The following is a 23,195-nucleotide window of genomic DNA, read 5'->3' as shown; positions in this document are numbered from 1 at the left end:
GTCCCCATTTGATTTGAATAGTTCCCGATCGATGGCCGATCGGCCGCATTGTTTCGCGCATCACGCCCTTACATGCAAGCCAGCGGCCTTAAGTATCGAAATGCCAAAAAACATGGCATCTCGACGTTTAATTCGTACTTTTCCGTGAAGCGGCCCTAGTTGCGGCGCAATGGGACGGCCATTAATGTGACGAATCTAGCCCAGGATAAAGATATGGCCCGCCGCTTTCGGATTTCGTCTCGTAATCTCAGGTCTCTGCTGCTGGCGATTGCCGTGGTTGCGGTTGGGCCGGGTTTTGCCGACAGCCAAGCCCATGCCGCGGCGAGCGGTCCGTTTCTCGCGCATCAGGCGCTTTACGAACTCAGCCTGGTGAAGTCACGCCGCTCCACTTCGATCAACAGCGCGCGCGGACGTATTCTCTATAATTTTTCCGGCAGCGCCTGCGAGGGCTACACCTCGGAATTCAGGCAGGTGTCGGCACTGGACAGCGGCGAGGGCAAGGTGACCTTGAGCGATCTGCGCTCGACTTCCTGGGAGGATGGCGCGGGCAACAGCTATCGCTTCAAGATCGATGCACGGATGAACGACATCGACTCCAGCTCGGTCGACGGGATCGCGGAGCGGGCCGGCGATCATATCACCGTGAAATTGAAGCAGCCGGTGTCCAAGACCTTTACGCTCGATGGGTCGACCGTGTTCCCGACCGAGCAGATCCAGCGCATCATCGCAGCCGCGCGCGAGGGCAAATCGATGCTCGAGCTGATGGTCTATGACGGATCGGACGATGGCGAAAAAGTCTACAATACGCTTTCCGTGATCGGGCAGGCGATACCGGGCGATCGCGCCACCGCGGCGCCGGATCCTTCCACCGCAAACGACGCGATGAAGTCGCTGACGCGGTGGCCGGTCACGGTGAGCTATTACGACCGCGACGCCAAGGCCAAGGATGGCGAGCAGACTCCGGTCTATGCGATGTCGTTCGAACTATACGAGAACGGCGTCTCGCGGGCGCTGGTGCTCGACTACAATGATTTTGTGATTTCCGGCGCGCTGGGAAAATTCGACATCAGGGATACCAAGCCGTGTAAGTGACGGCGGCTGCGCGCTTAGCCGCTACTCGTCATTGCGAGGAGCGCAGCGACTAAGCAATCCAAGCTTTTGTTCGGTCGGCTATGGATTGCTTCGCGGAGCCTGTCATCGGGCGCGCATTCGCGCGACCCGTTGGCTCGCAATGACGGCGGTAAGCACCTCCGACGTGCTCTGGGCGCCGGCTACTCCGCCTTCTCCGGGCCGTCATACGCAATACCCCTGATGACAGCGGCTTGGCCAAACTTCCTGCGCAGATCGTCCATCGCGCGCTCGGCATGGGCCGAGCGGCGATCGAGCATGTCGGTGTCGTCGGCCTGCGATCCCGGGCGGAGCGCGCTGACGCCGGTGCCCATCAGGCGGAAAGCCGTGCCGTCGATCTCCCTTGCCAACATTTCGCGCGATATCGCGAAGATCTTGGCCGCCAGCTGCGTCGGCGCGTGAATCGATTGCGACCGGGTGCGCTGGCGGAAATCGGCGGTCTTCAGTTTCAGCGTGATGGTCGATCCCGCGAGTTCGCCGGTCTTGAGGCGCGAGGATACTTTCTCCGACATCCGCCACAGCATCTTTTCCAGCGTCGCAAAGTCGCGGATGTCGGTCTCGAATGTGGTCTCGCTTGAAATGGTCTTGGCGCCGCGATCGGGCACGACGCTGCGATCATCGATGCCGCGCGCCAGCCGCCACAGCCTGCGCCCCTCCGTCGAAAACTGCTTCATGAGTTCGATCTCATCGGCGCGCTGCAGATCGGCGATGGTGCGAAAGCCGCGCTGCGACAGCCGCTCTTGGGTGGCCGGGCCGACGCCGAAAATGAACCCGACCGGCTTGTCCGCCAGCATCGCGCGGGCCTCGTCCTGGTCGATCGCGGCAAAGCCGCGCGGCTTGTCCATGTCGGAGGCGATCTTGGCCAGAAACTTGTTGCGGGACAGGCCGACGGAAACCGTGATGCCGATGTTGCGCTCCACCTCGCGGGCGAACCGCGCCAGCACCTTTGCCGGGATCATGCCGTGAACGCGCTCGGTCCCGCTGAGATCCAGAAACGCTTCATCGATCGATAGCGGCTCGACCAGCGGCGTCAGCGCCTGCATGGCATGGCGCACCTCGCGCCCGACCCGGACATACTTCGCCATGTCCGGCCGAATCACGATCGCGGACGGACACAGCGCGAGCGCTTTGAACATCGGCATCGCGGAGCGGACCCCGAAGGTCCGGCAAATGTAGCAGGCCGCGGAGACCACGCCGCGCTTGCCGCCGCCGATGATCACCGGCTTGTCGGCGAGTTCCGGATTGTCTCGCTTCTCCACCGTGGCGTAGAACGCATCGCAATCGATGTGGGCAAGCGTCAGCGAGGCCAGCGCAAGGTGACGAACGACGCGGGGGGAGCCGCATACGCCGCATCGCCTCGCCGCAAAGTCCAGATCGCCGAGACAATCCCGGCAAAAGCAGGTCGGGCCGGCGAGCTCTGGCGCGGCTGATCTCACGGCACATCGCGCTCCCATTGCGGATCGGTCAGCGCCTGGTGAGCCGCGGCAATGTTGGTCGGGTGAAGCTGTGAAGCGCTCGCGAACGCCTTCACGGTTGCGTCATCACGCAACACGAAATCGAGCACGGAAGCGAGGAAATGCGGGTCCGTAGCGGCCGTGCGCAGGGTCTCCGGACCGATACCGGTCTCGGCCAGGAACAGGCCCAGCCGCTCGGGATCGCCGGCGATGAAGGAAAGCGCCTGAATGGCAACGATTTCAGCTACTTCCCGCGGATTTTGAACAGGCTTTTTCAATGGCGATGTTTGCCTTTCGCTCACTTATGGTCTCTAATTTTGGAACCATCATGCCCGAGTCTGCGGAATGTGTTCAAGCAAGTGGAAACCACTTCGCAAAAAGTTGGCACTAGGGCTTAACGGGTTAGAGCGAATCTGGCGCTAGTTTGAATTCACATTTCGACACGCCCCGGCGGCGCCTGACGCGCCGCATCCGGGCTGTTTCCTAAGGGGATTGGGAGGGACGGGATGGCTAAAACCGTCCTGATCGTGGAGGACAACGAGCTCAATATGAAGCTCTTTCGCGATCTGTTGGAAGCGCATGGCTATCAGACCTCCGGCACGAGCAACGGTTTTGAGGCACTCGATCTCGTCCGCAAGCTTCGTCCCGACCTCGTCCTCATGGATATTCAGCTTCCGCAGGTCTCCGGCCTCGAAGTGACGCGCTGGATCAAGGACGATCCGGAGTTGCGGACGATCCCGGTGGTCGCGGTTACCGCTTTTGCCATGAAAGGCGACGAGGAACGCATCCGCGAAGGCGGCTGCGAGGCTTATTTGTCAAAGCCGATTTCGGTCGGCAAGTTTATTGAAACCGTTCGACGATTTATCGGGTAGGGGAGAATTTGATGTCCGCGCGTATTCTGGTCGTCGACGACGTCCCCGCCAACGTCAAGCTTTTGGAGGCACGACTGTCGGCCGAATATTTCGATGTGCTGACCGCGGCCAACGGCACCGAGGCGCTTGAAACCTGTGCGCGCGCCGAGTGCGACATGATCCTGCTCGACGTGATGATGCCCGATATCGATGGTTTTGAGGTTTGCCGCCGGCTGAAGTCCAATCCGGCAACGCATTTCATTCCGGTGGTCATGGTGACCGCGCTGGATAGCCCGTCTGATCGCGTGCGCGGTCTCGAAGCCGGCGCCGACGATTTCCTGACCAAGCCGGTGTCGGACATCGTACTGATCGCACGGGTACGTTCGCTGACCCGGCTGAAGATGATGACCGATGAACTGCGAATGCGCGCCATCACTTCACTCGAGATCGGCGTGCAGGCGCCGGAGCGAAGTGCTGTGGCCGACACCGGGAGGGGCGGGCGCATCCTCCTGGTCGACGACCGGCCGTCATCCTATGAGCGGCTCGCGCCGGTTTTGAGCACGGAACACACCGTGGATGTCGAAACCAACCCGGCGGAGGCGGTGTTTCACGCCGCCGATGGCAATTACGACCTTCTAATCGTTTCGCTCGGGCTTGATAATTTCGACGGTTTGAGGCTGTGCAGCCAGTTGCGATCGCTGGAGCGGACCCGGCAGGTGCCTATCCTCGCCATCGCGGAAAGCGACAACAACACGCGGCTGCTGCGCGGTCTCGAGATCGGCGTCAACGATTATCTGTTGCGGCCGGTCGACAAGAATGAATTGCTGGCACGCGCGCGCACGCAAATTCGCAAACGCCGCTATACCGACCATCTGCGGGACAACGTGCAGAATTCGATCGAGATGGCGATCACCGACGCGCTGACCGGCCTGCACAACCGCCGTTATATGGAAAGCCATCTGGCAACGCTGGCCGAACAGGCCTCGAGCCGGGGCAAGCCGTTGGCGCTGATGATGCTCGACATCGATTTTTTCAAGTCGATTAACGACAATTATGGCCACGATGCCGGCGACGACGTGTTGCGCGAGTTCGCGGTGCGGGTCCGCAAGTCGATCCGCGGCATCGATCTCGCCTGCCGCTACGGCGGCGAGGAATTCGTGATTGTGATGCCGGAGACTGATTTGCACGTCGCGGGTGTAGTGGCGGAGCGGGTGCGGCGTTCGATCGCCGGCGAACCCTTCGCAGTCAACAAGGGCGCAACGCGCATCGAAGTCACGATCTCGATCGGGCTGTCGACGCTCGAGCTCAAGGGCGAAGCGGTCGCCGACGTGCTGAAGCGCGCCGACACCGCGCTCTACCGCGCCAAGAACGACGGCCGCAATCGCGTGGTGGCCGCAGCGGCATAAGTGTGAATGCTCTAGCGTAGTGCGCGCCAAATTTCTGTGTGTCATACCTCGCGAAGCGGGTATCCAGTACACTGCGGCTTCTCGAGTTAAATCACTAATGCTCTGGAATACCGGATCATCCGCTTTCGCGGATGACGACGGTAGTGGTGTTGCGAGAACGTCACTTGATCCTGGATGCGCGCTTCTTCATAACCCCTCCTGGATTTTGCTGGGCATCCTGCTCACCAACCTCAATCCCCGCATTGGCCAGCAACACCCGCGCGGCCTGCCTTGCAGCGTGAGCCATTGAGGGATCGCCGCGGACCAAGTGCTGCGCGATCGAGCCATCGACAAGAAGCGTGAGCTGGGTCGCAAGGCCCTCTGCATCGGCGACATTAAGCTGCATCAAGAGATCGCGAAACCAGACACGGCGGCTCTCCTTGAAGGCGATCGCGATCTCTTTGACGGCGCGATCCTCAGGCCCCAGTTCGGCAACCGCGTTGACGAAGGGGCAGCCGCGAAAATCCCGGCTGGCGAAGCGCCGCTCCAGTGAATCGAACGTGCCGAGAATTTGCTGGGCGGGTGGCTTGTCGGAGACCGGCGCCTTGTGGAAGCGGCGCGCCAGATAGGCCGATATCAATTCGTCCTTTGAGGGAAAGTGGTTGTACAGCGTGCGCTTGCTGATGCCGATCTCCGCGGCGACGGTATCGACACCCACCGCGCGAATGCCGCGCAGATAAAACAGCCGATCGGCGGTTTCGAGAATCCGCTCTTTCATAGTGGGCTTTTCGGACCGGGACATTTTACACAGACCTGTGTTGTTCTGCCCTTGACAGCAGCGTCGTCCCGCATATTAATTACACAGGTCGGTGTAATCAAGCCCAACGCGCTGGCAGATCGCGGCGTTTGCAGCCGCGATCCAACGGGAGAAGAAGAACAATGCCCCTGCTGCAGATACTTCGGCCCACGCTCCCCATCCTGATCGGCGCTTCCATCATGCTCACTTTGAGCATGGGCTTGCGGCAGTCGCTCGGCATCTTCCTGCAGCCGCTGACGCAGGACATCCACATATCCGTTTCCGATTTCACGCTGGCGCTGGCCGTGCAAAACCTCGCCTGGGGATTTTTGCAGCCGCTCGCTGGCGCAATGACGGTGCGCTACGGCTTTCGCCCGATCATGATGGTCGGATCGCTGTTCTACATTGTGGGCCTCGCGCTGATGGCAAGCGCACAGGGGCTGCTCAGCGTGATGATCGGTGGCGGTGTGCTGATCGGCGTGTCGCTGGCGTGCACCGCTGCCGCGATCGCGATGTCCGTAGCGGCGCGCGCCGTGCCCGCGACGGTGCGGAGCACGGTGATGGGCATCGTCTCGGCGGCGGGATCGCTGGGCGCGCTGCTCTCGGCGCCGATCGGACAGCTCCTGAATGAGGGATACGGCTGGCGGGTCGGCATGGTCGGCTTTGTGATTCTGTCGGTCCTGATGCTTCCGGCCGCCTGGTACGCCGGCCGGGTCGACAAGGTGCCGCTGCCGGCACGGACACCCGACCAGATCGCCGACAGCTCCGCCGCGGTGGCGGTGAAGATCGCGTTCGGCAACGCCTCGTTCGTGGTGATGACGCTGGCCTATTTCGTCTGCGGCATGCAACTCGTGTTTCTCACCACACACCTGCCGTCCTATCTGGCGATCTGCGGCCTGGATCCGATGTTGAGCGCGCAGACGCTGGGCATGATCGGCGGCTTCAACGTGCTCGGCAGCCTGTTTTTCGGCTGGGCCGGCGGGCGCTGGAACAAGCTGGCGCTGCTCGGCGGTATCTACATCGCGCGCTCGCTGATTCTGGCCTGGTACTTCATGCTGCCGGCCTCGCCGGCGAGCACGCTGGTGTTCGGCGCGCTGATGGGATTCCTGTGGATGGGGGTCGGGCCGCTGGTGGCCGGTGCCGTCGCCGAAATGTTCGGGCTGCAATGGCAGGCGATGATCCAGGGGCTCGCCTTCATGAGCCATCAGCTCGGCAGCTTCCTCGGCGCTTACGGAGGAGGGCTGATCTACGACTCGCTCGGCTCCTACAACATGGCCTGGCGGATCGGCGTCGCGCTGGGGCTGGCGGGCGGCATCATCCAGGTCGCGTTCGCGCTGATCCGACCGTCCGCGCCGCCGATGTTGAAGACGGCGTAGCGCGGTCGCGCCATCTACCAGCCGCCGTCCTCCGCGAAAGCGGGGGGACCCAGTATGCCGCGGCTTCTCGGTTCTATCGCTAGCGTCTCTGGAATACTGGGTCGCCCGGTCATCTAGCGCGAAGACGCGCTTCGCGCTTTGCCGGGCCATGACGAGTTGTATGTGAGTTTGCGACTGCCTCCGCCAACGAGGCCCTCATCCTGAGGAGCGGCCTCTTGGCCGCGTCTCGAAGGATGGCAACAGGCAATCATGGTTCGAGACGCGCGCAAGAGCGCGCTCCTCACCAGGAGGGGGATGTGCGCCCAAACAAAAACGGGACCCGAAGGCCCCGTTCGAAGTCAGTAGCGTTCCGAGATCTTACTTGATCTTGGACTCGCGGAATTCGACGTGCTTGCGCGCGACCGGGTCATACTTCTTCTTGACCAGCTTGTCGGTCATGGTGCGCGAATTCTTCTTGGCGACGTAATAGTAGCCAGTATCCGCCGAGGAAACGAGCTTGACCTTGATGGTGACCGCTTTGGCCATGTTCAGAACCTCAAATAGCTGGGGAATCGAGAGCCGGCCAATCGGCCCGCATTCGCCGCGCAACCTAGCCTCGATCGGCCCAAAGTCAAGGTTTTGCGGGTAAATAACCGCACGATTCCGGGCAACTAGGCCTCAAAGAACCGGTTTTTTGGCCTTGGCAGTCCCAGATTTTCCCGCAGGGTCTTGCCTTCGTATTCGCGCCGGAAAATCCCGCGCTTCTGCAGTTCCGGCACCACCTTGTCGACGAAGTCGTCGAGGCCGGCGGGCAGGAACGGGAACATGATGTTAAAGCCGTCGCAGCCGAAGCTCGTCAGCCACTCCTCCATCTGGTCCGCGATGACGGTGGGCGTGCCGACAAAGGAGAGCCCGCCAAAACCGCCGACGCGCTGGGCGAGCTGGCGGACGGTGAGCTTGTCCCGCGCAGCGACGTCGACCAGCCGCTGCCGGCCACTCTTGCTCGCGTTCGTTTCGGGGATCGGCGGCAATTGGCCATCGGGATCGAAGCCGGACGCGTCAGTGCCCAGTATCACCGACAGCGACGCAATGGCGCTGTCATAGTGCACCTTGCTGTCGAGGAGGGCGCGCTTTTCCCGCGCTTCCTCGACGCTGTCGCCGACCACGACAAAGGCGCCCGGCAAGATCTTCAGGTGGTCGCGGTCGCGGCCGAGCTTGTCCATGCGGCCCTTGATGTCGGCATAAAGCTTTTGCCCGTCACTGAGGCTGCCGCCGCCGGTAAACACGGCTTCCGCGGTCTCCGCCGCAAGCTGCTTGCCGTCTTCGGAGGCGCCGGCCTGCACGATCACCGGCCAGCCCTGCACCGGACGGGCGATGTTGAGCGGTCCGCGCACCCTGAAATACTTCCCCTTGTGATCGAGCACATGCATCCTGGCGGGATCGAAATAGAGCCCTTGCTCGACGTCGCACACGAAGGCATCATCGGCAAAGGAATCCCACAAGCCCGTGACCACGTCGTAGAACTCACGCGCGCGCCTGTAACGCTCGCCGTGCTCCATGTGGTCTTCGAGCCCAAAGTTCAGAGCTGCATCCGGATTGGAAGTCGTGACGATGTTCCATCCAGCGCGGCCGCCACTGATGTGATCCAGCGAAGCAAAGCGGCGGGCGACATGATAGGGCTCATCGAAAGTGGTTGAACCCGTCGCGATCAGTCCGATATGTTCGGTGACGGCTGACAGCGCCGACAGCAGGGTGAACGGCTCGAACGAGGTCACGGTGTGGCTGCGCTTTAGCGCATTGATCGGCATGTTCAGCACGGCCAGATGGTCGGCCATGAAGAAGGCGTCGAATTTTCCGCTCTCGAGTTTCCGGATCAGCTGCTTGATATGCGCAAAGTTGAAATTGGCATCCGGCCAGGCGCCGGGATAGCGCCACGCACCGGTGTGAATGCTGACCGGCCGCATGAACGCGCCGAGCCGTAACTGACGTCCTGCCATCGCCCATTCCGTGATGGTTGTCGCTACGGAGGAGATAGGCATGACAGGAAGCTGCGCCATCGGGAGACGGCCAGAAGATTATTTTGTTTTTGCGGGTGTCTATGACACAGCCATCATCCGGGGCGCGCCTCTTGGCGCGAGCCCGAAATCCGTACTCACGATTGCGGTATGGCGGCCTGGGCCTACGCCCCCAACACATCCTTGTGCATCTTGCCGCCGTAGAAATGGAAAAACGGCACCGCTGCGTCGTGGCTCAGGGGTCCGCCGGCGAGGCGTTTTTCGAGTTCGCCCAAAACATTCTTGGTCATCGGATGCAGGTCGGCGAGCGGCTTTGATCCGATCTCGACCCAGACCAATTCCACCAATTCCGCTTCCGCATGGATGACGCCATCGACGCGATGGGCGATCGCAGACGCATCGGCGGTGAAGAAGCGCGTATCGAAGCGGCGCACGCGGCCGGGCGGGGTGATCGCGCGGGCGATCAGGAACAGGCCCGACGGGTCGGGCAACAAGCCGGCCTCGGTAAAGAATTTCCAGGGGCCTTCAAGTGCCGGGGCCGTGCCGCTCGTGTTGCGTCCCAGGCAGAGACCCGTCTCTTCGCAGGCCTCGCGGATCGCGGCGATCGCCAGTGAGCGCGCCCGCGACGGCGTAATCTTCGGACTGCCTTTCAGCAGGTTTTCTTCGAGCGCCTTCGGGATCGGCGCGGCCACCGGCACCCGGTTGTCGGACTTATCGACGCGGCCGCCGGGAAAGACGAATTTGCCGGGCATGAACACCACCTTGTCGTGGCGTTTACCGACCAGCACCTTTGGCGTGGCGGCGGTACGATCAACCAGGATCAGCGTGGCGGCGTCCTTGGGGCGGTAATAGGGATGATGGTCGGCTTCTTTCTCTTCTTTTGCCGTCTCGCTCATTTCACTCCCGCCGCCCGACTTGTTTCCCGTTTGTTGAGATCGTCTGAGCTATTTTTCAGGACTTTGTTCGTCAAATCCATGCATGCGCAAAGCCCATTGTATCCCGACCACGCCGCCTTTCACCGGTTGCAGCAGCAGCAGGGATGCGATCAAGGTGAACGGCAGATAGACCGCGAGCTGTAGCGCGACTGCCGGCGCGTAGTTGGTCTCGATCCACAACGCTGCGGGCACCACGATATGGCCGACGATGACGATGACGAGATAGGCCGGAAGATCGTCGGCGCGATGCGCTGTGAAATCCTGTCCGCAAACCGAACAGTGATCGTCGATTTTCAGGAAGGCACGAAACAGTTTGCCTTCGCCGCACCGAGGGCAGCGGCCGCGCAAGCCGCGCTTCAGCGCAGTCCACAGGTCGCGTTTGGCTGCCGACGCGGAGTCAGGAGTCCAAACCACTTTTGCGTGCGCACTCACCGTTTCCATGACTTACCCTTCTTCAATGCGCCCGGCCTGCTTTTGCCCGCGTTGCGATCTTTCTTGCGCGGGCTGCGGCCCGGATGCGCTTTGGCTTGCGCGCTCGAAACACCGCGCGCGCGCTCGCGTTTTCCGCCGCGCGGCATAACGCGGCCTTCCGATAACAGTTCGAACCGCAACGCGCCCGCTATGGGTGCTGCTTCTACCAGACGAACGTCGACGACGTCACCCAGCCGGTGCATGGCACCGCTGCGCGATCCGACCAGCGCGTGGCGTGCCTCGTCGTAGTTGAAATACTCAGTCCCCAGAGTGCGGATCGGTATGAAACCGTCGGCCCCGGTGTCGGTCAGTTTGACGAACAAGCCGGCGCGGGTGACACCGGAGATGCGGCCCTGAAAGGTTGCCCCGATGCGGTCGGCGAGAAAATGCGCGATCAGGCGGTCGGCGGTTTCGCGCTCGGCCTTCATGGCGCGGCGCTCGGTGACGGAGATTTGCGCGGCGACCTCGCTTAAGGTTTCCGGCGTCTCGGTCTCCGGCAACGCGCCTTCGCCAAGCCCCAAGCCGCGGATCAGGGCACGATGCACGACGAGATCGGCGTAGCGGCGGATCGGCGAGGTGAAATGCGCATAGCGCCGGAGGTTGAGGCCGAAATGGCCGTAATTTTCGGCGGCGTATTCGGCTTGGGCTTGCGAGCGCAACACCACTTCATTCACCAGCAGTTCGGAATCGTGACCCTTGACCTGCATCAGCACGCGATTGAACAGGGAAGGGCGCAACGCGCCGCTTTTTGCAAACGGCAGATCGAGCGTTTTCAAGAATTCCTGCAAGGCATGAACCTTCCCAAGTGTCGGTTCATCATGCACCCGGTAGATAAGCGGCAGCGCCTTCTTTTCAAGCATTTCCGCCGCGGCGACGTTGGCCAGGATCATGAATTCTTCGATCAGTTTGTGCGCATCCAGCCGCTCCGGCACGATGACGCGGTCCACCGTGCCGTCCGGCTTCAAGAGAATCTTTCGCTCGGGAATATCGAGATCGAGCGGATCGCGCTCGTCGCGCGCGCGCTTCGCGACGGCATAGGCGTCGTATAGCGGTTTCAGGATCGGATCGAGCAGGGGACCCGTGGTGTCATCCGGTCGTCCGTCGATGGCCGCCTGCGCCTGCGTGTAGTGCAGCTTCGCGGCCGAACGCATCAACACACGATGAAAGCTGTGCGAGCGCTTGCGGCCGTCGGCACCGATTACCATTCGCACCGCGAGCGCGCCGCGCGGCTCGCCCGGTACCAGCGAGCAGAGATCGTTGGAGATGCGTTCGGGCAGCATCGGCACCACGCGATCCGGGAAATACACCGAATTACCGCGCGTCAGTGCGTCGCGGTCGAGCGCCGACCCCGGGCGAACATAAAACGCGACATCGGCGATCGCGACGTTGACGATGTAACCGCCTTTGTTGTTCGGATCGGTATCCGGCTCGGCGTGAACCGCATCATCGTGATCCTTGGCATCGGGCGGATCGATCGTCACCAGCGGTACGTCACGCCAATCCTCGCGACCCTTCAAGGTCGCGGGCTGTGCCTCTTCGGATTCGCGCAACGCGGCTGGCGAGAAGGCTTGCGGAATTTCGTGGGAGTGAATGGCGATCAGGCTGACCGCCTTCTCCGATGCCAGCGAGCCGAGCCGCTCTTTCACTTTGCCCGAGGCAAGCCCAAACCCGCGCGAGCGCACCAGATCGACGCTGACGAGATCGCCGTCCTCGGCGCCATTAGCATCGGCTTTGGCAATATTCAATTCGCGGCCGGCCTGCTTCTTGTCGACCGGGACCAGCCGGCCGCCGCCGCCGGGCAGGCTCCGGAAGATTCCGAGCACGCGGGTCTTGGCGTGATCGATGACCTTGATGACGCGCCCGCGATAGGCGGCGCCATCGCCCTCATCGAGCTTCTCAATCCGCAGCAGCGCGCGGTCACCGACACCCGCAGCCGTGCCCGGCTGCGGACGGCGCGGAACATGGATGCGGATCTTCGGCGGCTCGCCGCTTTCCACCTCGTCCCATTCGGTGGGCGTCGCGATCAGTTCGCCGTCGCTGTCGCGGCCGGTGATGTCGACCATCACGGTCGCCGGCAGCGCCGCGGTTTCGGTTATTTTCCGCCCGCGCTTCGCGATCGTGCCTTGGTCAGACAGTTCCCGCAGGATACGTCTCAATTCCGCGCGGTCGGCATTCTTCAAGCCGAATTCCCGCGCGATTTCGCGGGTTCCGATTTTTCCCGGATGCGCGCGGATGAAGGCGACGATGGCGTCCCGGGTTGGAAAGCTCCTGTCGCGATTACCGGGCACTTTACCCGCGGGCCTTGCCGGCGCTTTTCTTCGCGGGCGTTTTGGACGCCGCCGCTGGCTTTGCGAGAGAGGTCTTGGCAGTCACCGCTACCGGCGCGCGCGCCTTGCTGACGGCATCGGATTTCGGCTTTGCCGCAGGCTTCTTCGCCGCTGCCTTCTTGGCCGGCTTCGGCGTCGTTGCGGCCGCGTTGGCTTTGGCCGGCTTTTCGGCCTTGGCTTTCTTGGCGCCGCGTTTGGGCTTGCCGCCACCCTTCGCCACGCGCTCATCGATCAACGCGATGGCGTCCGGCAGCGTGATGGTGTCCATGGTCTGGTCGCTCGGGATCGTGGCGTTGACGCCGCCGGCCGTGACATAGGCGCCGTAGCGTCCGTTCTTGACCGCAACGCCGCCAAGGGTCGGATGATCGCCCAAGGGTTTGCCGGGATCGGCGCCGAAGCGGCGGCCGCTCGGCCCCTTCGCAATCTTCTCCGCAATCAGCGTGACTGCGCGGTTGAGCCCGACGTCGAACACCTCGTCGCCGGCCTCGAGGCTGGCATAGGTTTTCTCATGGCGCACGAACGGGCCGAACCGGCCGAGACCCGCGGTGATCGGCTCGCCGGTCTCGGGATGCTTGCCGATTTCGCGCGGCAGCGACAATAGCTTCAACGCCAGATCGAGATCGATGTCGCCGGGCGACATGTTCTTGGGAATGCCGGCGCGCTTCGGCTTTTCTCCCTCGGCGTAATTCTTGGGCTCGCCGAGCTGGATATAGGGACCGAACCGCCCGGCCTTCACCACGACATCGAGACCGGTCTCCGGATCCTGGCCCAGGATGCGGTCGGCACTCGCCTCGCTGTCGGCTGCGAGCGGACGGGTATAACGGCACTCCGGATAATTGGAGCAGCCGACGAAGGCGCCGAATTTTCCGGCCTTGAGGTTAAGCTTGCCGGTGCCGCAGCTCGGGCACTGCCTGGGATCGCCGCCATCCTCGCGCGGCGCGTAGATGTGCGGGCCGAGCATGTCATCGAGCGCATCCAGCACCTGCGTGACGCGCAGATCCTTGATCTCGTTGACGGCACCGATGAAATCGCCCCAGAAATCCTTCAACACCTGCTGCCAGGAAATCTCATTGTTGGAGATGCGGTCGAGCTGCCCTTCCAGATCGGCCGTGAAATCATATTCGACATAGCGCGCGAAGAAGTTTTCCAGGAACGCGATGACAACGCGGCCCTTGTCCTCGCCATACAGGCGCTTCTTCTCGAGCTTGACGTAGCCGCGGTCCTTGAGCACCTGCAGGATCGAGGCATAGGTCGAGGGACGGCCGATGCCGAGCTCTTCCATGCGCTTGACCAGTGACGCCTCGGAAAAGCGCGGCGGCGGTTCGGTGAAGTGCTGGGTGACGGAAAGATCCTGCCGTTTCAGCGCTTCACCTTCGCTCATCGCGGGGAGGCGGCGAGCGTCCTCGTCGTCGCCGTCATCGTCACGGCCTTCCTGATAAAGCGCGAGAAAGCCATCGAACTTCACGACCTGGCCGGTGGCGCGCAGGTCCAGCACGCGGGCGCCTGCCTTGGCCGCGATGTCGACCGTGGTGCGCTCCAGTTCCGCGGATTCCATCTGGCTTGCGATGGTGCGGATCCAGATCAATTCGTAAAGCTTGGCCTGATCGGTATCGAGGCGCCGGCGCATCTCGGACGGGCGGCGCGACAGGTCGGTGGGGCGAATGGCTTCGTGCGCTTCCTGCGCGTTCTTGGCCTTGGTCTGGTACTGGCGCGGCGCCTCCGGCACATAGGCGTTGCCGTAATCCTCACCGATCACCTTGCGCGCCTGCGTGATCGCCGAATTGTCGATCTGCACGCCGTCGGTTCGCATATAGGTAATGAGACCGGTGGTCTCGCCGCCGATATCGATGCCTTCATAGAGCCGCTGCGCGATCCGCATGGTGTGCGCCGGCGCAAAGCCGAGCTTACGGCTGGCTTCCTGCTGCAGGGTCGAGGTGGTGAAGGGCGCCTGCGGATTGCGGCGGGCAGGTTTTGCTTCGACCGTGGAAACCGTGAAGTTGGCGGCCTCGATCGCCTTCTTGAAATCTTCGGCTTCCGCGCCGGTGCCGATGTCGAGCCGCTGGATCTTCTTGCCGTCGGCGCCGACCAGGCGCGCCTCGAACGCCTCGCCGCGCGGCGTCGTCAAGGTCGCGACCAGCGACCAGTACTCGCGCGGCACGAACTTCTCGATCTCAAGCTCGCGGTCGCAGACCAGCCGCAGCGCCACCGACTGCACGCGGCCCGCGGAGCGCGCGCCCGGCAATTTGCGCCAGAGGACCGGCGAGAGGGTGAAGCCGACCAGGTAGTCCAGCGCGCGGCGGGCCATATAGGCGTCGACCAGCGCGCCATCGATCTGGCGCGGATGCTTCATCGCTTCCGAGACCGCCTGCTTGGTGATGGCGTTGAACACCACGCGCTCGATCTTGTGGTCTTTCAGCGCGCGCTTTTCTTTCAGCACCTCCAGCACGTGCCAGGAGATCGCTTCGCCCTCGCGATCAGGGTCGGTCGCGAGGATCAGCCGGTCGGCGCCTTTTAGCGCCCGGGCGATGTCGTTGAGCCGGCCGGCCGCCTTGGGATCCACCTCCCAGATCATCTGGAAGTTGGCGTCCGGATCGACCGATCCGTTCTTGGCCGGGAGGTCGCGAACATGGCCGAACGAGGCCAGAACTTCGTAGGACGGGCCCAAATATTTATTGATGGTCTTGGCTTTCGCCGGCGACTCGACAATGACGATATTCATGTCATTCCAATGGCTTACGGGAAAAATAAAGGCCGCTTTCGCGGGATTCGCGTCGGCCGTTTCGCAGCGAACATGGGTGGTGAGGCGGCCCCTGTCAAATCGACAGGCGTCGAATGGGTGCCTGACGGCAATCAGTTGGCATCGTTAAAGTTGCAAAATGCGTCCTATAGTTGCGCTCTCAATGCGTGTATATCGTCGTGACGCACGAAATTATTGTGCCTGGCTCAGACAGGCGCCCCGGAGCAAGCGCGCGTGCCCGCCATCTTCGTCATGCCGGCGCGGCGGGTGCGCCGGCGGCGCACCGATCGGTCGCGCATAGCCCTTCGAGAAAATCATGAATCCGGTCGGCACGACTTGACGAAAATCGCTTCGCCGTTGTGCTGATCCATGGCGCGTAGGTCTTTGAGTTTCTGCGCAGACGCGTTGAACCTTGGTGATAGGAGCCAGACATCTACAAAGGTAGGATTTTGGTCGCTCGCGCATGGGAGGCTGATATGCCGAAGGCCGCTCGCGTCTCCGCGCCGCTGCCCGCATCAGGAGCTTCATCGCAGAAATCCGATGGTCACCCGCTGGTCTCGATCGCGCTATTTTCCGGAATTGGCCTGCTGGTGTCCCTGATCGCGGTTATCCTGGGCGTACAAGGCGTGTGGTACTAGCCGGCGCCGCGACACACGCCCGCCGCCGTTGTTCGACGCCGGCAGGCGGTGTGCCATCTCTATCTTAGGCCGCGTGGAGATTCGTTGCGGCTTGCAGGGCGCCTGCCAGCGCTTTTTCGCGGTGCTCCGGTCCGACCTGGATTCCGTCGGCGGAAATAAATTCCGGTTTCGTGACGCCGATGAAGCCGAACACCCAACGCAGATATGTTTCCAGATGCTCGCCCACGGCCGCTGGCGTGTCGGCGCCGTAGAATCCGCCGCGCGAGATCGCGACAATCACACGCTTGTCGCCGGCCAGTCCTTCCGCACCTTGCGGGCCGTATTTGAAGGTCTTGCCTGCCACCAGGATGCGATCGATCCAGGCCTTGAGTTGGCTCGGGATCGTGAAATTGTACATGGGAGCGCCGAGCACCACGATGTCGGCGGCCAGAAATTCGTTCAGCACGGCTTGGCCGGCGGCAAGGTCCTGCTGCAGGGCGGCGTCGGCCGCGGTCCCCTGTGCGGCGGCAAGATGCGGGCCGGACAGATGCGCCAGCGGCGTCAAAGTCAGATCACGATAGCCGACCTCGAGTCCCGGCGTGGCTTGGCGCAAGCGCTCCACGATTGCGGCGGAAACCTGTCGGCTGATGGAGTGGGGGCCCAGCACGCTGGAGTCGATATGTAGAAGCTTCATGGCGTTCACCCTTGGTATAAGTTTGTAACTGAGACTATATGAGTGACCGTCCGCAAATCGCGCAAGGAGGCACATTTTTGAAACCGGAGCACACCAGAGTGCCTGTTCTGCCGCCTCAACCTCACCTCGACAGCGATTGCCGCGGGGTGGCATCGATCCTGGCGCGGGTCGGCGATAAATGGAGCGTGTTCGTGATCATGCTGCTGGGTGACGGCCCGCGGCGCTTCAACGAGATCAAGCGCATGGTTGGCGGCATCTCGCAGCGGATGCTGACGCTGACGCTGCGCGGACTCGAGCGCGACGGCCTAGTCACGCGAACCGTCTTCCCGACCATTCCGCCGCGGGTCGATTACGAACTGACCGATCTCGGACGCGGGCTATGGAAGCCGGTGGAAGCACTGGGCAAGTGGGCCAGCGATCATCAGGCGGAGATCGAAGCCGCGCGAGCGCGGTTCGATGGACGCAACGAGCCGGGTAATCGGGTCGCGAGCTAGATCAGCGATACCAGCCCGCCGCCGTGGCGTTCGAGCCGGCCTGCGAGTTCAAGCTCGAGCAGCACGGTGCGAACGATCGTCGGCGAGGTGGCGGCCATCCGGATCAGATCATCGAGCAGAATCGGCGCTGGCCCAAGCAGGTCGATAATGCGCGCGCGATCGCTGGCCTCGGGCTCAGATGCCATCGGCTCCTCACCAGGCTCGCGCAGTTCGATCGGCCGTCCCATGATCGGCTCGACGGCGTTGATGACGTCCGAAGCTTCCGTAGTCGGCGTCGCGCCCTGTTTGATGAGATCGTTGGTGCCGGCAGCGCGTGGATCGAGCGGCGAGCCCGGCACCGCGAACACCTCGCGCCCCTGTTCGGCGGCGATGCGCGCGGTGATCAGCGAGCCCGAGCGATGCGCGGCCTCCACCACGACCACGCCGAGCGCCACGCCTGAAATCAGCCGATTGCGCCGCGGAAAATCCCGCGCGCGCGGCACATGCCCGAGCGGCATTTCCGAAATTGCGGCCCCGCCAGTTTCGATGATCGTTGCCAGCAGGTCTTCGTGCTCTTGCGGATAGATTTTGTCATGACCGCCGGCCAGCACCGCCACCGTGCCGCCTTCGAGGCTCGCGCGATGCACCGCCTGATCGATGCCGCGCGCCAGTCCCGAGGCAATGACAAAACCGGCCTCGCCGAGGTCGCGCGCCAGCGTGCCGCCGAATTTGAGGCCGGCGCCGGAGGCGTTGCGCGAGCCGACGACCGCAATCATCGGCCGCATCAGCACATCAAGCGCGCCGCGCACACCAAGCAGGGGAGGCGCATCGTCAAGTGTGGCGAGCCGCGGCGGATACCCGGCTTCGCCCGGCGCGAGCAGGCTGACGCCAAGTCGTTTGCTCGCGGCAAGCTCAGCGTGAGCGCCTTCCTCGCTGCAGATCCGCCCCGGCCGCGCCGCGCCGCTGCGTCGCGCCAGATCGGGCAGCCGCTGCAGCGCCGTGCGCGCGCTGCCGAAATGATTGATCAGCGAACGGAACGTGCGCGGCCCGACATTGTCAGAACGGATCAGCCGCAGCCAGTCGAGCCGCTGGTCGTCGGTGAGGTGTGTGGTGGTGGGTGTTCGAGTGTCCATGCGGCTTCCTGCTGGTGCAGCTTCGCCCAACCGGAGGGTGTGATCAACTCGTTTTGAACCTGGGCAGCCGTAGCAACCTCTCAATCGTCATGGCCGGGCTTGACCCGGCCGTCCACGTCTTCACTTCGCAGATGGTTGCACGAAAAGAGGTGGATGCCCGGCACAAGGCCAGGCGTGACGAGAGAGGGTGGTCGATGCGCTTGCTCCATTCCGACCCCGCCCGTAAAACCCATCCAGTCGCATCAGGAAAACCACGTCCATGCTCTCACTCGCCGAACTCCAGCACCGTATCGCTTCCGGCGATCTTGCCGCCGATGCGGCGGTCGCACAGTCGCTCGAAGCGATCAACGCGCACGACAAAACCATCGGTGCCTTCGTCTGTCGTACCGAGAACGCCCGCGCGACGCACGCCGGGCCGCTGCGCGGCATTGCCGTCGGCATCAAGGACATCATGGATACGGCGGATTTTCCGACCGAAATGGGTTCCGCGATCTACCGGGGCTGGCGACCGCGCGGGGATGCCTCTGTCGTGATGATGCTGAAGCAGGCGGGCGCGACCATTATCGGCAAGACCACGACGACGGCGTTCGCGTCGCTCGATCCGACGGCGACGGTCAATCCGCGCAACCCCGGTCACACGCCGGGCGGGTCGTCATCCGGTTCTGCGGCGGCGGTCGCGGCCGGCATGATTCCGCTGGCGTTGGGAACACAGACCGGCGGTTCGGTGATCCGGCCCGCCTCGTTCTGCGGTGTGGCCGCCATAAAACCGTCTTACCGGCTGCTGCCGACGGTCGGCATAAAATGTTATTCGTGGACCCTGGATACAGCCGGCCTGTTCGCGGCCGGAGTAAAAGATCTCGCGCATGGTTTGTCGGCGATGACCAACCGGCCCGACCTGCTGCCGGGTGCTCCCATGCGTGCGCCGCGCATCGGCGTCGTGACCCAGGACTTTGCGGGCGCGCCGGAAGCGGCGGGCGTGGAGGCGCTGCGGATCGCAACGGTCGCGGCCGAACGCGCCGGCGCCTCAGTGCGCGCGCTGGCGATGCCCGAGATCGTCGCGGAGGCGTGGCGGATCCAGCCTGTCGTGCAGGAGTTCGAGGCGCATCAGGCGCTGGCCTGGGAATACCGCGTGCACTACGCCGCCATGCCGCCGATACTGCGTGCGCGGCTCGACGAAAGCAGGGAAACGACGCCCGCCGCCTACGACGACGCGATCAAGATCGCGAGCCAGGGGCGAGACGCATTGGCTGCGATTTTCGAGGGCGTCGACGTGCTGCTGACATTGTCAGCGCCGGGCGCGGCGCCAAAGGGACTGGCCTCGACCGGTGATGCCCGCTTCAACCGGCTCTGGACGCTGATGGGCGTGCCGTGCGTCAACATTCCCGCCCATGTCGCCGAGGGCGGATTGCCCGTGGGCGTGCAGGTGGTCGCACGGTTTGGCGATGACGCTGGAGCGCTGGCGGCCGCACGCTTCGTCGAAGACGCGCTTGCGCGGCGATAAACCCGGAATGACGATCCTACGTCTTCGCGCCGATCCTGCCCTCGGTCCCCGCTTGCAACCGCTTGATGTTTTCGCGGTGCATGTAGAACAACAACAGGGTCAACACGGCGAACAGCGAGGCGAGGGCGGGGTGGCCGAACCACCACAGGAAAATCGGCGTGACAAAACTCGCAACGAGCGCTGACAGCGAGGAGTAGCGTGAGGTCGCGGCGGTCGCGGCCCAGAGCAGGCAAAATACCACCGCGGCCGGCCAGAACAATCCAATGAGCACACCGATATAGACCGCGACGCCTTTGCCGCCCTTGAACTCCAGCCACACCGGAAACAGGTGGCCGAGAAAGGCGCCGAGCGCCGCCAGCATCGCGGCGTTGGGTCCGCCAAAATAGCCAGCGATGACAACGGCGAGCGTGCCCTTCAGCGCGTCGCAGATCAGCGTCGCTGCGGCGAGGCCCTTGCGCCCGGTGCGCAGCACATTGGTGGCGCCGATATTGCCGGAGCCGATCGAACGAAGGTCCTGCGTTCCTGCGAGTTTTGTCAGGACCAGCCCGAACGGAATCGAGCCGAGCAGATAGCCGAGGATGAAGGCCACCGGCAAAAATGCTTCAGGTGACATCGCCGTTGCTCCCTTTACGGGGTATCCCGCACGCATCAGACATGTTCATAAACGGTCCGTCCGCCGACGATGGTGCGCACCACACGGCCCGAGAACCGCGCTTCGTCGAACGGCGTATTCTTGCATTGGGATTTAAGATCGGCGGGGTCGAGCACCCAGGGTGTATCGGCGTCGATCACGATGACGTCGGCGGGCGAGCCGGCGCGCAGGGATCCGCCCGGAAGCCCCAACAGCTCGGCGGGGCGCGTCGACATCGCGCGGATCAGCGTCTTGAAGTCCATCTCGCCATTATGGATCAGCCGCAGCGCCGCCGGCAGCATGGTCTGTAGCCCGATCGCGCCGGAGGCGGCTTCCGCAAACGGCAGCCGCTTGACCTCGACGTCCTGCGGATTGTGGTCGGACATGATGACATCGATCAATTCGGAGGCGACGGCTGCGACCAGCGCCTGTCGGTCGTCCTCGGTGCGCAGCGGCGGCGAAAGTTTCAGGAAGGTCCGGTAGGGGCCGATGTCGTTTTCGTTCAGCGTCACATGATTGATCGAGACCGAGGCGCTGACTGCAAGCCCGGCATCGCGGGCACGTTTTAGAATTTCCAGCGAATCGACGCAGCTCAGCGAGGCCGCATGATAGCGTCCGCCGGTCAGCGCGGTGAGCCGCATGTCGCGCTCCAGCATCACGGCCTCGGCCGCATTGGGAATGCCGGCCAAACCCAGGCGCGCGGCGAATTCGCCTTCGTTCATGACGCCTTCGCCGACCAGATTGGGGTCTTCGGTGTGATGCACGATCAGTGCGTCGAAATCCCGCGCATAGGTCAGCGCCCGCCGCATCACCTGCGCGTTGGTGACGCTCTTGTCGCCATCGGTGAACGCTACCGCGCCGGCGGCCTTCAACAGGCCGATTTCGGTCATCTCCTCGCCGCGCATGCCCTTGGTCAGCGCCGCCATCGGATGGATGTTGACGATCGCGGTGTCGCGCGCACGGCGCAGCACGAAATCCACCGTCGCCGAATTGTCGATCACGGGCGAGGTATCGGGCTGGCAGATAATCGTGGTGATGCCGCCGGCCGCGGCCGCCTGGCTTGCGGAAGCAAAGGTTTCGCGGTGGCTGGCGCCGGGCTCGCCGACGAAGGCGCGCATGTCGATCAGCCCGGGGGCGACGATCTTGCCGGCGCAATTGACGATGTCGGTGCCTTCGGGCACCCCGGCCGCGCCGATGCCGCGCCTGGACTCGCGGATGGTGCCGTCGGCGATCAAGACGTCAGCGATCCCGTCGAAATCGCGCGAGGGGTCGATCAGGCGGGCGTTGGCGAGCAGGATCGGGCGGCGGTCGGTCAGCATGATTTACGCATTCGGCAGGTTGCGGGCGAGCGCTTCGAGCACCGCCATCCGCACCGCCACTCCCATTTCCACCTGTTCGCGGATCAGCGATTGGGCGCCGTCGGCAACGATCGAGTCGATCTCCACGCCGCGGTTCATCGGCCCAGGATGCATCACCAGCGCGTCGGGCTTGGCATAGGCGAGCTTCTTCTGGTCGAGGCCGAAATATTGGAAGTATTCGCCCGATGACGGCACGAACGAGCCGTTCATCCGCTCGCGCTGCAGCCGCAGCATCATCACAATATCGGCACCATTGAGGCCCTCGCGCATATCGCGGGCCACCTCGACGCCCATCCGCTCGATGCCGCGCGGCAACAGCGTGGAGGGGGCGACCACGCGTACGCGCGCCCCCATGATGTTGAGCAGGAGGATATTGGAGCGTGCCACGCGCGAATGCATCACGTCGCCGCAGATCGCAATCACGAGCCCCTCGAGCCGGCCCTTGTTGCGGCGGATGGTGAGCGCATCGAGCAGCGCCTGGGTCGGATGTTCATGGGCGCCGTCGCCGGCATTGATCACGGAACCGTCGACCTTGCGCGCCAACAGCTCGACCGCACCGGAGGCATGGTGCCGTACCACCAGAATATCCGGGTGCATGGCGTTCAGCGTGACCGCGGTATCGATCAGGGTTTCCCCTTTGCGCATCGAGGAAGAGGACACCGACATGTTCATGACGTCGGCACCCAATCGCTTACCGGCGATTTCGAACGAGGACTGGGTGCGGGTCGAGGCCTCGAAGAACAGGTTGACCTGGGTGCGGCCGCGCAAGGAGGTGCGCTTTTTGTCGACCTGGCGGTTCAGCTCGACATATTCCTCGGAGAGGTCGAGCAGGCCGGTAATATCGGCAGTGGAAAGTCCCTCTATGCCCAGCAGGTGCCGGTGACCGAGGACAAAGGTCGATTTCGATGCAGGGGTCATTAAAACGAGAGCTATAGGCAGAGATGGAAGGCGGGGCAAGGGCGAATAGGCGGCTTGCGCATTATCCCCAATCTGTCCGCAAGCAGGGGCGGGCTCAATTGGTCAGCGCAACACTCTAATCTTTTAGCAAAGATGGAGTGTGGGCATGAAACAGCGACGTCGCATTTATTACTCGACCGCTCAGCGGTCTGAGATCTGGGATCGCTGGCAGGCCGGCGAGCCGATGAGTTCGATCGGACGCCGATTTGACCGGGAGTCCTCGTCGGTCTTCTCTGTGATCTCGCCAACCGGTGGCATACGTCCTCCGGATCGGCACCGTGCCAAACAGGCGCTCGGCCTTTCTGAACGAGAGGAAATCTCTCGATGGCTCAGCATGCGCTGCTCGTTGCGGTCGATCGCGCGCCACTTGGGACGAT

22 protein-coding genes are annotated in these 23,195 nt (G+C 63.2%); 8 read left to right on the top strand and 14 right to left on the bottom strand.

Annotated elements, in window-relative coordinates; genetic code table 11:
- Positions 1-213 precede the first annotated feature (213 nt).
- Positions 214-1,092, top strand: a complete 879-nt coding sequence (locus N554_RS0117915) for a cell envelope integrity EipB family protein (RefSeq protein ID WP_029584724.1) — start codon at positions 214-216, stop codon at positions 1,090-1,092.
- Positions 1,093-1,271: 179 nt separating this feature from the next.
- Here N554_RS0117915 and N554_RS0117910 read toward each other — a convergent pair whose 3' ends face one another.
- Positions 1,272-2,582, bottom strand: coding sequence for a DNA polymerase IV (locus N554_RS0117910; protein ID WP_029584723.1), 1,311 nt, complete (start codon positions 2,580-2,582; stop codon positions 1,272-1,274).
- Entirely contained in the window at positions 2,561-2,860 is a 300-nt protein-coding gene (locus tag N554_RS0117905; protein ID WP_029584722.1) for a DUF3572 domain-containing protein, read from the bottom strand. The genes N554_RS0117910 and N554_RS0117905 overlap by 22 nt, the downstream gene beginning before the upstream one ends.
- A 228-nt stretch (positions 2,861-3,088) precedes the next feature.
- Between N554_RS0117905 and N554_RS0117900 the strand changes: the two genes are divergently transcribed.
- Entirely contained in the window at positions 3,089-3,454 is a 366-nt protein-coding gene (locus tag N554_RS0117900; protein ID WP_029584721.1) for a response regulator, read from the top strand.
- Positions 3,455-3,465: 11 nt separating this feature from the next.
- A complete protein-coding gene (locus N554_RS0117895) occupies positions 3,466-4,839 on the top strand; it encodes a PleD family two-component system response regulator (RefSeq protein ID WP_029584720.1) in 1,374 nt (457 codons plus the stop codon).
- Positions 4,840-4,999: 160 nt separating this feature from the next.
- Here the strand turns inward: N554_RS0117895 and N554_RS0117890 are convergent, their stop codons facing one another.
- Positions 5,000-5,596 carry a TetR/AcrR family transcriptional regulator gene (locus N554_RS0117890; RefSeq protein ID WP_197033619.1) on the bottom strand — a complete coding sequence of 199 codons (597 nt, stop codon included), beginning with the start codon at positions 5,594-5,596 and terminating at the stop codon, positions 5,000-5,002.
- A 161-nt stretch (positions 5,597-5,757) separates the two neighbouring features.
- On the opposite strand from N554_RS0117890, the gene N554_RS0117885 reads away from it, so the two are divergent.
- Positions 5,758-6,990: an MFS transporter gene (locus N554_RS0117885; protein ID WP_029584718.1), complete on the top strand. Its 1,233-nt coding sequence runs from the start codon at positions 5,758-5,760 to the stop codon at positions 6,988-6,990.
- Between the two features lie 357 nt (positions 6,991-7,347).
- On the opposite strand, the gene rpmG is transcribed toward N554_RS0117885, so the two are convergent.
- From rpmG to topA, 6 genes are all read right to left on the bottom strand, one after another.
- Positions 7,348-7,515 carry a 50S ribosomal protein L33 gene (gene rpmG, locus N554_RS0117880; protein WP_029584717.1) on the bottom strand — a complete coding sequence of 56 codons (168 nt, stop codon included), beginning with the start codon at positions 7,513-7,515 and terminating at the stop codon, positions 7,348-7,350.
- A 125-nt stretch (positions 7,516-7,640) separates the two neighbouring features.
- A complete protein-coding gene (locus N554_RS0117875) occupies positions 7,641-8,966 on the bottom strand; it encodes an LLM class flavin-dependent oxidoreductase (RefSeq protein ID WP_029584716.1) in 1,326 nt (441 codons plus the stop codon).
- A gap of 182 nt (positions 8,967-9,148) precedes the next feature.
- Positions 9,149-9,880, bottom strand: coding sequence for an NUDIX hydrolase (locus N554_RS0117870; protein WP_029584715.1), 732 nt, complete (start codon positions 9,878-9,880; stop codon positions 9,149-9,151).
- Between the two features lie 48 nt (positions 9,881-9,928).
- On the bottom strand, positions 9,929-10,360 hold the full coding sequence (locus tag N554_RS0117865) for a DUF983 domain-containing protein (protein ID WP_029584714.1): 432 nt from the start codon (positions 10,358-10,360) through the stop codon (positions 9,929-9,931).
- The gene (gene rnr, locus N554_RS0117860; RefSeq protein ID WP_371259501.1) at positions 10,348-12,759 is read right to left on the bottom strand and encodes a ribonuclease R; all 2,412 of its coding nucleotides are present in this window, start codon (positions 12,757-12,759) and stop codon (positions 10,348-10,350) included. The genes N554_RS0117865 and rnr overlap by 13 nt, the downstream gene beginning before the upstream one ends.
- The gene (gene topA, locus N554_RS0117855; protein WP_029584712.1) at positions 12,680-15,436 is read right to left on the bottom strand and encodes a type I DNA topoisomerase; all 2,757 of its coding nucleotides are present in this window, start codon (positions 15,434-15,436) and stop codon (positions 12,680-12,682) included. The genes rnr and topA overlap by 80 nt, the downstream gene beginning before the upstream one ends.
- A 494-nt stretch (positions 15,437-15,930) precedes the next feature.
- Between topA and N554_RS41040 the strand changes: the two genes are divergently transcribed.
- Entirely contained in the window at positions 15,931-16,092 is a 162-nt protein-coding gene (locus N554_RS41040) for a hypothetical protein (protein WP_197033617.1), read from the top strand.
- 64 nt (positions 16,093-16,156) lie between these two features.
- Here N554_RS41040 and N554_RS0117840 read toward each other — a convergent pair whose 3' ends face one another.
- Entirely contained in the window at positions 16,157-16,765 is a 609-nt protein-coding gene (locus N554_RS0117840; RefSeq protein ID WP_029584711.1) for an FMN-dependent NADH-azoreductase, read from the bottom strand.
- Positions 16,766-16,803: 38 nt separating this feature from the next.
- Here N554_RS0117840 and N554_RS0117835 point away from each other — a divergent pair, with 38 nt between their 5' ends.
- Positions 16,804-17,259, top strand: a complete 456-nt coding sequence (locus N554_RS0117835; protein ID WP_029584710.1) for a winged helix-turn-helix transcriptional regulator — start codon at positions 16,804-16,806, stop codon at positions 17,257-17,259.
- On the opposite strand, the gene dprA is transcribed toward N554_RS0117835, so the two are convergent.
- Positions 17,256-18,371 carry a DNA-processing protein DprA gene (gene dprA / locus N554_RS0117830; protein WP_029584709.1) on the bottom strand — a complete coding sequence of 372 codons (1,116 nt, stop codon included), beginning with the start codon at positions 18,369-18,371 and terminating at the stop codon, positions 17,256-17,258. The genes N554_RS0117835 and dprA overlap by 4 nt on opposite strands.
- 259 nt (positions 18,372-18,630) lie before the next feature.
- On the opposite strand from dprA, the gene N554_RS0117825 reads away from it, so the two are divergent.
- Entirely contained in the window at positions 18,631-19,872 is a 1,242-nt protein-coding gene (locus tag N554_RS0117825; RefSeq protein WP_029584708.1) for an amidase, read from the top strand.
- A 16-nt stretch (positions 19,873-19,888) separates the two neighbouring features.
- Here the strand turns inward: N554_RS0117825 and plsY are convergent, their stop codons facing one another.
- The 3 genes from plsY to N554_RS0117810 are packed head-to-tail and all read right to left on the bottom strand — an operon-like array spanning position 19,889 to position 22,779.
- The gene (plsY, locus tag N554_RS0117820) at positions 19,889-20,485 is read right to left on the bottom strand and encodes a glycerol-3-phosphate 1-O-acyltransferase PlsY (protein WP_029584707.1); all 597 of its coding nucleotides are present in this window, start codon (positions 20,483-20,485) and stop codon (positions 19,889-19,891) included.
- A 35-nt stretch (positions 20,486-20,520) separates the two neighbouring features.
- A complete protein-coding gene (locus N554_RS0117815; RefSeq protein ID WP_029584706.1) occupies positions 20,521-21,822 on the bottom strand; it encodes a dihydroorotase in 1,302 nt (433 codons plus the stop codon).
- 3 nt (positions 21,823-21,825) lie between these two features.
- Entirely contained in the window at positions 21,826-22,779 is a 954-nt protein-coding gene (locus tag N554_RS0117810; protein ID WP_029584705.1) for an aspartate carbamoyltransferase catalytic subunit, read from the bottom strand.
- A 145-nt stretch (positions 22,780-22,924) separates the two neighbouring features.
- Here N554_RS0117810 and N554_RS38455 point away from each other — a divergent pair.
- Positions 22,925-23,195: helix-turn-helix domain-containing protein (locus N554_RS38455; protein ID WP_156041971.1), on the top strand; the 271-nt coding region annotated here is incomplete at its 3' end.

The organism is Bradyrhizobium sp. URHD0069, assembly GCF_000701345.1.
GTDB lineage: Bacteria > Pseudomonadota > Alphaproteobacteria > Rhizobiales > Xanthobacteraceae > Bradyrhizobium.
Note: the sequence above shows the minus strand (reverse complement) of the source record. Positions and strands in the feature narration are given on the sequence as shown.

What these genes read in the sequence shown, in the direction of transcription:
- N554_RS0117915 (WP_029584724.1), top strand. Translation starts at nt 214, where the DNA reads ATGGCCCGCCGCTTTCGGATTTCGTCTCGTAATCTCAGGTCTCTGCTG.
- N554_RS0117910 (WP_029584723.1), bottom strand. Translation starts at nt 2,582, where the DNA reads ATGGGAGCGCGATGTGCCGTGAGATCAGCCGCGCCAGAGCTCGCCGGC.
- N554_RS0117900 (WP_029584721.1), top strand. Translation starts at nt 3,089, where the DNA reads ATGGCTAAAACCGTCCTGATCGTGGAGGACAACGAGCTCAATATGAAG.
- N554_RS0117895 (WP_029584720.1), top strand. Translation starts at nt 3,466, where the DNA reads ATGTCCGCGCGTATTCTGGTCGTCGACGACGTCCCCGCCAACGTCAAG.
- N554_RS0117890 (WP_197033619.1), bottom strand. Translation starts at nt 5,596, where the DNA reads ATGAAAGAGCGGATTCTCGAAACCGCCGATCGGCTGTTTTATCTGCGC.
- N554_RS0117885 (WP_029584718.1), top strand. Translation starts at nt 5,758, where the DNA reads ATGCCCCTGCTGCAGATACTTCGGCCCACGCTCCCCATCCTGATCGGC.
- rpmG (WP_029584717.1), bottom strand. Translation starts at nt 7,515, where the DNA reads ATGGCCAAAGCGGTCACCATCAAGGTCAAGCTCGTTTCCTCGGCGGAT.
- N554_RS0117875 (WP_029584716.1), bottom strand. Translation starts at nt 8,966, where the DNA reads ATGGCAGGACGTCAGTTACGGCTCGGCGCGTTCATGCGGCCGGTCAGC.
- N554_RS0117870 (WP_029584715.1), bottom strand. Translation starts at nt 9,880, where the DNA reads ATGAGCGAGACGGCAAAAGAAGAGAAAGAAGCCGACCATCATCCCTAT.
- N554_RS0117865 (WP_029584714.1), bottom strand. Translation starts at nt 10,360, where the DNA reads ATGGAAACGGTGAGTGCGCACGCAAAAGTGGTTTGGACTCCTGACTCC.
- topA (WP_029584712.1), bottom strand. Translation starts at nt 15,436, where the DNA reads ATGAATATCGTCATTGTCGAGTCGCCGGCGAAAGCCAAGACCATCAAT.
- N554_RS41040 (WP_197033617.1), top strand. Translation starts at nt 15,931, where the DNA reads ATGCCGAAGGCCGCTCGCGTCTCCGCGCCGCTGCCCGCATCAGGAGCT.
- N554_RS0117840 (WP_029584711.1), bottom strand. Translation starts at nt 16,765, where the DNA reads ATGAAGCTTCTACATATCGACTCCAGCGTGCTGGGCCCCCACTCCATC.
- N554_RS0117835 (WP_029584710.1), top strand. Translation starts at nt 16,804, where the DNA reads ATGAGTGACCGTCCGCAAATCGCGCAAGGAGGCACATTTTTGAAACCG.
- dprA (WP_029584709.1), bottom strand. Translation starts at nt 18,371, where the DNA reads ATGGACACTCGAACACCCACCACCACACACCTCACCGACGACCAGCGG.
- N554_RS0117825 (WP_029584708.1), top strand. Translation starts at nt 18,631, where the DNA reads ATGCTCTCACTCGCCGAACTCCAGCACCGTATCGCTTCCGGCGATCTT.
- plsY (WP_029584707.1), bottom strand. Translation starts at nt 20,485, where the DNA reads ATGTCACCTGAAGCATTTTTGCCGGTGGCCTTCATCCTCGGCTATCTG.
- N554_RS0117815 (WP_029584706.1), bottom strand. Translation starts at nt 21,822, where the DNA reads ATGCTGACCGACCGCCGCCCGATCCTGCTCGCCAACGCCCGCCTGATC.
- N554_RS0117810 (WP_029584705.1), bottom strand. Translation starts at nt 22,779, where the DNA reads ATGACCCCTGCATCGAAATCGACCTTTGTCCTCGGTCACCGGCACCTG.